Source organism: Edaphobacter aggregans DSM 19364 (assembly GCF_000745965.1).
Lineage (GTDB): Bacteria > Acidobacteriota > Terriglobia > Terriglobales > Acidobacteriaceae > Edaphobacter > Edaphobacter aggregans.
The window spans coordinates 1-11,700 of record NZ_JQKI01000073.1; the positions used below are offsets into that span (position 1 = coordinate 1).

Consider the following 11,700-nt stretch of genomic DNA (forward strand, 5'->3'; position numbering starts at 1 on the left):
TTTTGGCAGCCTCCACATGACTCAACCTGAGCAGCGCAAGTCGAAGTTGCGGTGCTAAAAGCGCAGGAAGTGATTTATTCTCTGGAGCTTCGATCCGGATGGTATGGATACCGGTCCGCTCTGCGTCGGAACGCATTTGGTCCAGCAGCACAGTCTTACCAACGCCCCGAAGTCCAACCATTAGAACGCTTTTTGCGGAATTTCCAAGCCTGATACGCGCAATCGCGACTCGCACCTGCTCACGTATTCGATCGCGCCCAGCCAATTCGGGTGGCGGGGAACCCGCGCCGGGGGAGTATGGATTTTCGACCGGATCCATGAATATAACCTCCTTAGGCAATTTATGTTATTTATATAAACTAGCTAAATTCACTATACATCCGCCAAATGCAGAAATCAAAGCCCTAAATTATCGTTCACCGCTAAGATCTGACACATCCTAATCGAGTTCCAGTCAACAATCGGGCCTCGCGTCTGATAATCAAGGACGACGATCTCAAAACACTCCGGCTGCCCAAAAAACCAGGCAGCCGGAATGTTTTGCAGTCCATCCGTCATTCGTCGCAGGCACGTGCGGTCTCAATCATCGAGAACAGGGCCGCGCACTCATTGAATTCGACTGAAGCTTTCTTCAGAGGAGTTTTAGTGCCGGGAAAGCCGCAGCATTCCACGATAGACCGCTTACGCATTACTGTGATAAGCCCTCGTGGCTCTTGATGACTCTTTCACCAGGAGCGATCGAGCCGATGTGAGCTCGATAGTGCGGTTCAACGAAGTCGGCCAGGCTCCAGGAACGCGTAAGCTCCTCCACCCCTGCCTTCCGGCAGCGTTACACCTACGTACGCGATGACTAGGTTATGGACAGTTAGATTCGAGCAGTTCGGTGAGTGGTTTGCCCGTTATCGCCAATTAAAAGTCTCTTACAGGCGGATCGGTAGATCCTGGCCGACTTGTCGATATAAGTTTTCCAGTTGAACGGGCGAATCGACGTTTTGGGCGCTGGAGAGCTAAGGCATTCGCTCGGGAGAATTGGTATAGATTACAGGTTGGAACTGCTGAGATAATGTGCAACTCGTGGATTGAATCAGAAGCGCGTCACGGTGGCTTGCGGTGTGATCGCCAGGAGCTCCTCGGCCTCCGTGGCAGCTCGACTTGTCTCGGTAACTGGACTTATGAGGTTGCTACTGAGACAACAACATTACAGTTACATCTGCCATTTCGATGGTCGCGCAGGAAGACCCAAGGATTTCCCCATCCGCCTCCACCATGACCGACGGATCATAGTTCACTCCGGGAGTGGGTCTGCATTCAACCCGCAGCACATCTTCATAAGAGGCAACTCCAGATTTCCTTGTTCGGTCGCGGCGGCCCGCCCCGAGAAACAATGCTTGAAATGAAGCCTGGGTAAGGCGCCAGCGCGAATCGCCTTCGACGCTGGCAAGACGGAGAAAGGAAGACTCCAGACTGCCTCCGGGCCGCCATAGGTTTAGTTGTGCGACTCGCACAGCGATCACCTCTGATACGCGTCTTTCGTGCACTTTCCCGTCAACCGTCGTGATTTCCAAATCAAATGTTTTGAGCGGATGGGAGAAGAGCAGTTTGCATCCGGCGGCGAAATAGGCTGCCCGTCCCGTTCTGTCCTTCTGGTGACGGCGTGCGACTTCCATCATGGCGGCGTGCGGGCCCATTCCCGCAGCCATGGCGAAGAACCAACTTCGTTTGCCTCCCGGAACGCCACAGGTGATTTTTCCTAAACGTACAGCGCGCGGCGAGGCCGAGAGCAGCCAACGCGCTGCCTCGACCGGTTTGCTCGGAATTCGCAGGTTTTTCGCAAGGATATTTCCTGTGCCCAGGGGAAGAATGCCAAGCGGAACTTCCGATCCGGCAAGGCCCTGTAGTGTATCGAATACGGTTCCATCACCACCGCATACGATGACGGCATCAACACCCTGCTTAACGGCGTGCTTTGCCTTGCCGCCGGCAGCGCGATTTGCACCTGTTTCGAGGAGCTCAATCTCGACTTCGGCTTGCTTGAAGACACCGAGGACGCGAGCTATATCCCGGGAACCACGGGAAGCCAACAATGGATTGACCAGGAGCAAAATCTTGCGCACAATCGAAAGTTTCGCACAGAGTCAATTGGAACTCTTCTCTCCTGTGCCACCGTCTCCGCTCACTCGGCTGAATGAGTAACGAGAACAAACGTTAGCACTCTATCTTGACTGCCCAGCACGCAGCGCTGTGCTGTCGCCGGGATCACCGGTCGGGCAGTTAGGATAGAGCCGTTTGAAGGGAGCCGCTGGCGTTTGCGGGGGATGCGGTCAGGCTATGGGAATTGAATCGACTTTCGTCTGCAACATGTTGAATGAATTAGAGTTAGCAAAAATAGGCGAAAGTCGATTCAGGACGCTTTGGCAGCCCATGATGTCCGGAGTATCGCACGCATAGCGTCCGCCGCGCCAGCGGCTTCGTTCAAACGCCGTTATAATGACCAATCGCTTGCTGCGCCGAAGCTGACTTCTCATTAGTGTCGCCTTCTGAGCTTGCAAATACCTCAAACTAAAAGAAATCCCAGGCTTTCAAAAGATTCGATTTCAGCTATCGGCGTCGCGCAAGATGCCTTTATAATAGTGGCAGATTGCTCGGAGGATCCATGCCAGAGACAGCCGCAAAGCCCCGTACCAAATCGGTCTCCCGCCAGTCCTCCATCTTTGGCCGCATCGAGCGAAAGCTCGGGACAAAGCAGCTACAGACGGATGGCGATCTCGCCCGGCTGGTCGAGGCTCGTCTTCCCGTCTCCTCGATCGAAGCGCTCTCCTCGCATGGCCTTACGGATGAGGAGATCTACACCTATATTCTCCCGCGCCGGACGCTGGTCCATCGCCGCTCCAAGCATGAGGCCTTGACTCACGACGAGTCCGACAAGGCAGTGCGGCTTGCCCGCATCGCGTCGCTTGCGGAAGAGGTCTTCGGGGAGGACGAGAAGGCCGGGCGTTGGCTGCGGAAACCGAAGCAACGCTTCGAAGGGCGAACTCCCCTTGAAGTGTTGAAGACTGAGGCCGGAGCTCGCCTGGTGGAGGAGATGCTTCTCCAACTGGACTATGGCTTCTTCGCATGAGTGAGATCACCCTGTGGCGCGTGAGCAATTACGCGTCCCTGGATGGGGTTGGCGGGCTCTATGCTGCCGGGCGATGGCATTCGAAGGGGCATCCCATCATTTATTGCAGTGAAGATCCCTCGACGGCCCTGCTAGAGACCCTCGTCCACCTAGAAATTGATGCGGAAGACCGGCCGGAAACCTTTCAAGTCCTGAAGATCCAGTCCAAACAACCGGTCTCGCTCGACCGCGTCGATCCCAAAGTTCTCGGACGGGAGTGGACGCAAGATTTCAGGCGGACGAGAGAGCTTGGAGATGCGTGGCGGAACGAGAAGCGGTCACTGCTTCTGGAAGTGCCTAGTGTTCTCGTCCCGGAACGCAGGAACTTCCTAGTGAATCCGGGACACCCGGAGATGAAAAGGCTGCGAATCGTCGCCCGTTACTCCCATCCATTTGACGCTCGTTTCTTCCGTTGAGAAGAGGGAATTGGGAAGTTGATTCCGAATAGGAATGAGCGGGAACCGAGAAGTCATTGGACGACTGCAAAACCTGAACGTACGGTTGCGCCTAGCTGAAGGAACAATCTTTCAGCGGAGGTGCTCTAGTGATCCAACTTCTTCGCGTTATGGGGTCGAAAGAGAAGACACTCCGGTTGCTTCTCCGACCCTTCTTTGTCGCTACTATCCTTCTCGTTCCCATTGCCGCTCAGGCTCAGTCAGGCTCTCCATTCGATAGCGGCTTTACCTCACTGCAGAACCTTTTCACTGGAACCATTGCGAAGGTCGCGAGTCTCATCGCGATCGTGATCGGTGGATACCAGTTCGCGCACGGAGAACCGGGCGCAAAGAAGTCGCTTGCGGGCGTTGCCGCCGGCACCGGAATCGCGGTGCTCGCGACTAACGTTTTGTCGTGGCTTTGGGGAGCGTAGTGCCTTTCGCGTCCACAATCCTAAACCTTCGATTACCACCAACGAAAGGAGGGCTTATGCAGGACATCGCGAGAACACTTCAACGACGTAACCGGGTCTTCAAGAGCTTGCATAAGCCGCTCACCTACCTGGGAGTTGAACGCACCCTCTTTTTCTTCATCTGCGTCGCCGCAGTTGGAACCTTCAATCTCTTCAATTCTCTTTTGGCAGGTGTGCTCGTCTTCCTCGGCGGTTATGCCTTCGGTTCCTGGGTGACGAACACTGACCCAGCATTCCTGCGCATCCTCGGCCGCTCCGAGAAATTCAAGCTGCGCTACGACGCTCACAAGCAGAGCGTTCCACGTGTGGAGGTTCGCTAATGCTCCGTATCGACCAACTCATCAAGCCGTGGAAGGAAGCCGCAGCGTTGAACGACCATATCAACCTCTACGGCTTCTGGAACGAACGAACCTTCCTCACCAAGTCCGGAGATCTAGGCATGGTGCTCAGCGTTCGCGGGGTGGACTACGAGAGCCTCGATCATCGGGAACAGGAGTACGCGGTCAAACGCCTGGAAGGCGCCTTGAAGACATTCGGTCCCGGTTTTCATGTCTATCAGTACCTCATTAAGTCCAATGGACCGGAGATTCCCTTCGAGCACTACGAAGATCCAGTAGTGGAAGCTGCGATTGAGCAACGTCGCAGATTTTTTGAAGCAAAGAAGGATCAGCTGTACCAGATCGATATCTTTTATGTCGTGCTTCTGGAAGGCACGCGAGTAAAGCATGGACTTGGACCAACATTTGCCATGCTCTTCTCCGATCCCGCTGGCGCTTTCGGAGAATTCGCGGCTCAGTTTAGCCAGAGTCGTATGAAGTCGCTACTACGCTCCCAGATCGACGGCAGTCTTTCACGCCTTGAGCAGCGGGTCGAGGCGTTCAACCGCCAACTCGCGGACTTCGTGCAGATCGTCGCGCTACCGCGCGTGGAGCAGTTCACTTTCTTCCGGCGGTTACTCAACTTCGACGCTGTGCGGGTAGCGGGGAAACCGCAGAACACCCAGTTTCTTGACTATCAGGTCGTGAACTCTGACATTGAAGCGGAGCGGGACCACCTGCGCATTGGCCGCCATGCGGTACGGGTGCTCACGATGAAGGAGTGCATCATCGAGACGAAGCCACTGGTCTTGGACGCTCTCCTGAAGATCCCGGCATGCTTCACCGTCTGCACCGAATGGGTGCCTTTGCCACCAGAGAGGGCGCGCAAAGAGGTGGTGAAACGACGTCGTCACTTCAATATCTCGAAGACTGGCTTTGTATCTCAACTCGGCAATGACACGACGAAGACGAACCCTCGAGATGTCCTCGTCGATGAATCGAAGCAGGCAGACATAGATAATTTGGGAGACTGCCTGCGGGCTCTCGGCGACGGACAATCCCTTGGGGATTTCTCCCTCTCCATTGTCCTGCACGGCAACTCTCCGGCGGAGCTCGACCAGCTCGCAGGTGAATTTCAAGGGGTCTTTACTACTGCGGACGGCCAGCTTCACATCGAGACGTACAACCAACTGAACGCGTATTTCGCGACAATACCAGGCAACTATGCCTTGAACCTGCGTAAGCTCTATCTGCTCAATAGCAACTACGCAGATCTTTCGTTTCTGTTTACGATCTTGCCCGGTGAAAAGCGCAACGCTCATCTCAATGCTGAATACCTGGCTGTGCTAGAAACGGACAACAGCACGCCTTACTTCCTCAACCTGCATAACGGTGAAGTTGCCCACACCTTGATTCTGGGGATGACAGGTAGTGGCAAATCCTATCTTGCGTCCTTCCTGCTCCAGAACGCGCAGAAGTATCAGCCGCGGACATACATCTTCGATATCGGCGGTAGCTTTCAGTCGCTGACGACGATCTTTGGTGGAACGTATCTGAATGTGGGCCAGGAATCACGCGACTTCACGATCAATCCGTTCTCGCTTTCACCAACCAAAGAGAACCTGCAGTTCCTGTTCTCTCTGCTTCGCGTACTTATTGAGGGATCAGAGCAACGTTACCGTCTCGATTTCAAGGAAGAGCGGAAGCTCTGGGATGGAATCGAGCGCATCTATGTCCTCGAGGCGGAACAACGCACACTCACTAATCTTGCCAACATTGTGGGCGAGCTCAAGGAGAGATTGCATCGCTGGACGAAGGCAGGGCAGTACGGCTTCATCTTCGACAACCGAGAGGACACTCTCTCATTCGCAAACTTCCAAGCCTTCAACTTCGGTGGATGGGGAGATGCCCCGGAGGCGTTGGAGCCCCTACTGTTCTATGTATTGCATCGGGCTTCGAACGAGATCGCCGACCCCAGACATCTCGCCACCTTCAAAATGTTCCTGCTGGACGAGGCGTGGCTCTTCATCAAAAACGAGACGATCCGGAGCTATGTCGTCGCCGCCCAGAAGACCTGGAGGAAGCATAACGCCGCGATGGTCTTAGCTACGCAGTCGATCAAAGAACTCGAAGAGTCCGGCATGCTGCAGATCGTCGCTGAAAGCTGCCCGACGAAGATCTTTCTTGCCAACCCTGAAATGGATCGCCAGCTCTATCGCGAGGCGTTTCATCTGAACGATACCGAGCTAGAACTAATTGCTGGACTCGCGCCCCCCGGCCAGATGCTCATTCGAAAAGCGCAAGCGAGCAAGAAGGTTCACCTCAACGTCGATTCGGTCTCTCACTGGACCGCTACGAACAATTCCCGGGACAACCTGCTCAAGCGCGACTATTTTGCTCGCTTTGGCATAGCCGAAGGCTTGCGGCGACTCGCTGTTGATCATCCTTTCCGGCCGAGAGCAATGGCCGTTACCCCAACCTCTACCCGGTAGCCAAGGAGGCACCATGCAGCGCATTCTTATCTCTGTCATGCTTGCTGGGGCTGTTTCTGTCCCGGCCGTCGCACAGGACGCTTCGGCTCGAACCGTCTCCTACCATTCCCAGGACATCGTGCCGATTAAGGCGAAGCTGAAGTTCACGACCCTCATTCAGGTGCCTGGCACAGAAAAGATCATGGAAGCCGCTACCGGGGATAAGGACTTCTGGGTCGTCGACGTAGTGAACAACTTCTGCTTTGTACATCCTGCGAAGGCAGGGATCAGCACGAATCTGAATCTCATCACCGACAAGGGCAATATCTATAGCTTCACTCTCCAGGACGTATCGAGCACCTCCCAGCAGCCAGATCTCAAAGTGCTGGTAGAGCCTGCAGATCGTTCCTCGATTGTTGCCGCAAGCGGGCCTCCACAGTTCGTACCAGCTTCGCAACTGCAGCAATCACAGCAACAGCTTGTGAACTTGCAATCCCATGTTGGACAAGCGGTGGACGAGTACAAGAGCAACTACCAGACACAGCTCAAGTTCGACTACAGCTACAAGCAGAATGAAGCGCCTTTCGATATCACCTCCATCTATCACGATGACAAGTTCACCTACATCAAGACCACGGCGCCGGAGAAGTTCAGCGTGTATGAGATGAAGGATGGCAAACCGAACCTGATTTCCTACGATCTACGGGAAGGAACCTACATCATCCCGAAGATCATGGACTCCGGATACTTCGAGTTGGGGAAGAAGAAGATGGAGTTTTCTCGCAAGAGCTAGAGGAAGGATCAGGACGGGAAAGGAGGAGACATGATCGACCAGACCTTCGCATCACCGGCGCCGCAGGAACCAGAACTCAGAAAGAAGTCATTTGACCCGAAAGGTGTCATGCAGAAGAACGCCAAGGCTATGATGTTCGTCGGTGTTGCAGCTCTCGTATTCCTGGCGCTCATCTTCAGCGCAAAGTCGAAGACGCCCTCCGACCATCAAGGAGCACAACGAAACGCTCCTCAACCGTTGGTTCAGGACAATACTGAAAATAATGTCGCCGCGATGAAGAGCCATGTCGCTGGTCAGCAGCAGGCGCTAGAACAGGCCGTCGCGGTTGACCCAGCGATGGCAGTAGCCACTCCCGCACAACGTGCCGCAGTCCAGGCCTATAACGCTAACGGCCAAGTGACACCGTGCCTGCCGGGACAGCCCTGCATGCAGCCGCCACAGTACGGTTATGCTCAGCAGGGCGGTGTGGCACAGCCTTCGCCCGAAGAGCAGGCTTCGCAACAATTGGCAGCGAAGGAACGGGAACGCAGCTACGAGTCGCGATTTTCTTCGAACATCGCCTACACCCGTCCGGCGGAGCCTGGGACTCCATCGCCTCAGCCTCAAACCATTTCGCCAAGCGGGTATACGCCGGCAAATGTCCCCCAGAACGCCCAACCGCCCACGAGCCTCGTGAGTTCCAGAACTGCCGGCGAGGCTCCGATTTCACCGGTTGGTCAAAACTCGATCAAACGAGGACCGGAAGTCAATATCGACTCCGCTTCAGGCCAGCCCTACGTTGTCTTCGAAGGAACGACGATAGACACCGTTCTTATGAACCGGTTGGACGGAGATGCGGTCGGGTCCGTGAAGGTGCTCGTCTCGAACCCGGTGTACTCGCACGACCGGCAACACGTTCTCATCCCCGAAGGCACGATCGTTCTGGGGGAGGCGAAGAAGATCGGATCAGTTGGCTTTGGGCAGCAACGTCGGATGTCCGTAGCGTTCCACCGCCTGCTTATGCCGGACGGCTACTCGGTTGATCTTGACCAGTTCCACGGACTAGACCAGATCGGCGAAGAAGGACTAAAAGATAAAGTAAACAATCATTACCTGCAGATCTTCGGGACGTCGATCGCGCTCGGAGTCATAGCAGGAGCCGCTCAAGCGACCCAAGGCGGCGGAGTTTATGCGGGATCCGGCGCCCAGATTTATACGAACGGAGCGGCAGCGTCTGTATCGCAGTCCGCTACGACCATTTTAGATCGCTATATGCAGATCCCTCCCACGATCACAACTCGGGAGGGACACCGCGTAAAGGTCTACATCACGCAAGACATGCTTCTGCCTGCATATGAAAATCACACGATTCCCGGATCGTTCTAGGAGCCTTATGCGCCGTTTCGTGATCGTAGCTTGCTTTGCCTTTCTCGCTTGCCTTGCGGGCTGTGAGAACCATCAGGCAAGGATTGATTCTCTTCAAAAAGAATACGACCGGTTGGCCGACCGGTTTCAAAAGGACTGTTCGACCGAGATGTTGAGCATTCCACCGAAGCTTAGTCCAAAGTGTCAGGACGAAAAAAACAAACAAGCTGAAGCTTGGAAGCGGCTCCAAGAGGAGCACGTCAAGAAGTAACGCGCTGAAACACAAGGAGGAACGATGAGAGGCGCTTTGATTATCAGCGTCATAGCCTGTGCTGTGTCTACGACAGCCGCGCGAGCGCAATTCGGCTCTGGAATTGTGTACGACCCAACCCAGTCGGCACATGCGGCCCAGCAGATTCTGCAATCCAACCAGCTTTACACGACCACTGTAGAGACGAGTCGCAACATCATCGGAGCGTACAACCTCGCGCAGAAGATGGCGAACCTTCCCCAGAACTACTACACAACCTACTCCAATCTTGGCCGACAGGAGTGGTCGACAGCACAGCAGCCTGCCAACACCTACGGAAACTCCGCTCCTTGGATTTCATCAGCAAACAACGGATACGGAGCTGCCTCGGCAACTCAAGCCGCCAGCATCCCTCGTACTTCACAAATTCAAGGGTACGGTGGACTGTCTACCCAAGGACAGCAAGACATCGCTGCCCGGGGCGCAACCGTGGATCTCTCTGACTCAGTGAACACGACTAGCCTTCAGACACTTGGCACTATCCGCGCGAACGCCAATCAGCGTGAGACGGACATAAGTCAGTTGGAAGCCGCTTCCCACTCTGCCGATCCCGCTCAACATACAGAGATGGCTACACTACAGCGCATTAACCAAGCCCTGTTGATTGAACTCCGCACACAACAGGAAACCAACCAGATGTTGCAGACTCAGGCGCTGCAGACCATGGTTGGTCAGAAGGTGCAACAAGACAACCTCAAGTCGCTCTTCCAGACCGGCAATGCTTACCAGCAATCGTTCAACACCGTTACGCCTCAGCAGTCTGCAGTGGGTACACAGTGGGCCTTCCACTACTGAACGAAGGAGACGGCAATGGACTTCCTCATCCTGATCAAGAACGGTTGCGACAATCTGACCGCAACGGTAGCTCCTTCTGTTGATTCATTGGGGTTGCACATGGTGCTCTCACTGGCGAGCATCATGCTTGTTTGGTTCGGAATACAGGAAGCCATTGCCTCGTCTCAGGGCGGACCGGGATTTAGCGTCGCGAGGTTCCTGAACTTCTTTATGTTAATTACATTCGCCTACTGCTTCGTCAAGTTCTACGACGGAAGTATTCCTGGCATCGGGTATTCGCTCAAGGGATTCATCAGCGGTGGAACAAGCAATCTCGTGGACTACATAGGGCACGATTCGACACAAGACATACAGAACACAATTCGAACGGCTCTTGGAAAGCTCGGGGCGATGTCTCCCTCGTTAACAGAGCCGTACACGCTTCTATGTACCTATACGGTCCAGGTTATCTTGAGCATTTTGGCTGCCCTGATCGCGGTCATCATTGCATACGGTGCAATTGCCGCGACCATCACCGGATTGCTTGGACCTGTGTTTATTCCCTTCATGGTCATCGACAAGACGGAGTTTCTGTTCTGGGGGTGGCTTCGTGCCTTTCTAGGATTTGAGTTCTACAAAGTAGTTGCCGCCGCCACCATGAGTGTCTTGAGCCACTTGTTGATCAGCTACTTCACAAGCGGAGCGGCGAACTTCGACAGCCCACGAGCCTTGATAACGGTAATGCCCGCCCTTCTAATGCTGTGCTTCGTTGCAGGTTTCATTCTCCTAAAGATCCCGGCGATGACCGCCACGCTGTTCTCCGGACATACCGGAGGTCATGATGGTGGAATGTCCATCGCAACCAGCGCCGTTGTGCTGATGAAGTAGGAGGCTATATGACCACGACAGCAACCCACGCTCCCGAGATCACGAGAGCCGCCGAACGCTACCTGGAACAGTATGGTGATCCCATCGTCATGGGCACCTATCTAAAGGTGACAGTCCTGTGCCTCGTGACTGTGTGCTTCGTCCTCGCTAGTCTTACCTACAAGAGCCAGAGAGCTCTCGCCGCAATGCATCCGTTAATTGTTCGTATCAACGATGTTGGCCGGGCTGAAGCCATCGACTATCGCAATTTTCAATACCGCCCACAAGAAGCCGAAAACAAATACTACTTATCGCGGTGGACGGAGCTCTACTTTGCGCGTGATCGCTTTACCATTGAGCGCGATCAAACGAAGGCACTTTACTTCCTGAATGGGGATGTTCAACACGCAGTCATCGAACAAGAGCGCAAAGACAACTTCATCGCCACATATCGGAATGACACTTCGCTCCCGTACATAGATGTGGAAGTCAAAAACATTGTGCTGGATGACTTGCGACAATCACCGTATTCGGCGCGAGTTGAATACGAAAAGATCTATACCAATCCTACGGACCATTCTGAGCTCAAACGGGAGCGATGGGTTGCCAGCGTCACTTACGTCTTCCGAGAGGACGTGAAGAACAATGAGCTGGCCGTAAATCCTCTGGGATTAACCATTATCCGCTTCCGGGCGGACCAGGCGTTCAACTAGATAACCGAAGTCGAATCGAGGTCCCTTCAATGTTCGATTCTGCCGCC

General features: G+C 54.4%; 13 protein-coding genes. 11 read left to right on the forward strand and 2 right to left on the reverse strand.

Annotated elements, in window-relative coordinates:
* Both Q363_RS21770 and Q363_RS36525 read right to left on the reverse strand, forming a co-directional pair.
* Positions 1 to 319, reverse strand: a 319-nt coding sequence (locus Q363_RS21770; RefSeq protein ID WP_035354735.1) for an ATP-binding protein, incomplete at its 3' end; no start/stop codon positions are given.
* A gap of 862 nt (positions 320 to 1,181) precedes the next feature.
* Positions 1,182 to 2,114, reverse strand: a complete 933-nt coding sequence (locus Q363_RS36525) for a diacylglycerol/lipid kinase family protein (protein ID WP_051979130.1) — start codon at positions 2,112 to 2,114, stop codon at positions 1,182 to 1,184.
* A gap of 539 nt (positions 2,115 to 2,653) precedes the next feature.
* Here Q363_RS36525 and parS point away from each other — a divergent pair.
* The 11 genes from parS to Q363_RS21830 all read left to right on the forward strand — a co-directional run bounded on the left by parS (position 2,654) and on the right by Q363_RS21830 (position 11,653).
* Positions 2,654 to 3,118 (forward strand): type II RES/Xre toxin-antitoxin system antitoxin, encoded by a 465-nt coding sequence (gene parS / locus Q363_RS21780; RefSeq protein ID WP_035354736.1) that lies wholly within the window; start codon positions 2,654 to 2,656, stop codon positions 3,116 to 3,118.
* Positions 3,115 to 3,573, forward strand: a complete 459-nt coding sequence (locus tag Q363_RS21785; protein WP_035354738.1) for an RES family NAD+ phosphorylase — start codon at positions 3,115 to 3,117, stop codon at positions 3,571 to 3,573. Before parS ends, Q363_RS21785 begins: the two co-directional genes overlap by 4 nt.
* A 128-nt stretch (positions 3,574 to 3,701) precedes the next feature.
* Complete coding sequence (locus Q363_RS21790) at positions 3,702 to 4,025, forward strand: TrbC/VirB2 family protein (RefSeq protein WP_035354740.1); 324 nt, start codon at positions 3,702 to 3,704, stop codon at positions 4,023 to 4,025.
* Positions 4,026 to 4,081: 56 nt separating this feature from the next.
* The gene (locus Q363_RS21795) at positions 4,082 to 4,384 is read left to right on the forward strand and encodes a VirB3 family type IV secretion system protein (protein WP_035354743.1); all 303 of its coding nucleotides are present in this window, start codon (positions 4,082 to 4,084) and stop codon (positions 4,382 to 4,384) included.
* Entirely contained in the window at positions 4,384 to 6,873 is a 2,490-nt protein-coding gene (locus Q363_RS21800) for a VirB4 family type IV secretion system protein (protein WP_035354745.1), read from the forward strand. The genes Q363_RS21795 and Q363_RS21800 overlap by 1 nt, the downstream gene beginning before the upstream one ends.
* Positions 6,874 to 6,886: 13 nt before the next feature.
* Positions 6,887 to 7,645, forward strand: coding sequence for a TrbG/VirB9 family P-type conjugative transfer protein (locus tag Q363_RS21805; RefSeq protein ID WP_035354748.1), 759 nt, complete (start codon positions 6,887 to 6,889; stop codon positions 7,643 to 7,645).
* 30 nt (positions 7,646 to 7,675) lie between these two features.
* Positions 7,676 to 9,010 (forward strand): TraB/TrbI/VirB10 family type IV secretion system protein, encoded by a 1,335-nt coding sequence (locus Q363_RS36530; RefSeq protein ID WP_051979131.1) that lies wholly within the window; start codon positions 7,676 to 7,678, stop codon positions 9,008 to 9,010.
* Between the two features lie 7 nt (positions 9,011 to 9,017).
* Positions 9,018 to 9,260: a hypothetical protein gene (locus Q363_RS21815; RefSeq protein ID WP_035354751.1), complete on the forward strand. Its 243-nt coding sequence runs from the start codon at positions 9,018 to 9,020 to the stop codon at positions 9,258 to 9,260.
* 24 nt (positions 9,261 to 9,284) lie between these two features.
* Positions 9,285 to 10,094, forward strand: coding sequence for a hypothetical protein (locus Q363_RS21820; RefSeq protein WP_035354753.1), 810 nt, complete (start codon positions 9,285 to 9,287; stop codon positions 10,092 to 10,094).
* Positions 10,095 to 10,109: 15 nt separating this feature from the next.
* Positions 10,110 to 10,961: a type IV secretion system protein gene (locus Q363_RS21825; RefSeq protein WP_035354755.1), complete on the forward strand. Its 852-nt coding sequence runs from the start codon at positions 10,110 to 10,112 to the stop codon at positions 10,959 to 10,961.
* A gap of 8 nt (positions 10,962 to 10,969) precedes the next feature.
* Complete coding sequence (locus tag Q363_RS21830) at positions 10,970 to 11,653, forward strand: VirB8/TrbF family protein (protein WP_035354757.1); 684 nt, start codon at positions 10,970 to 10,972, stop codon at positions 11,651 to 11,653.
* Positions 11,654 to 11,700: the final 47 nt, after the last annotated feature.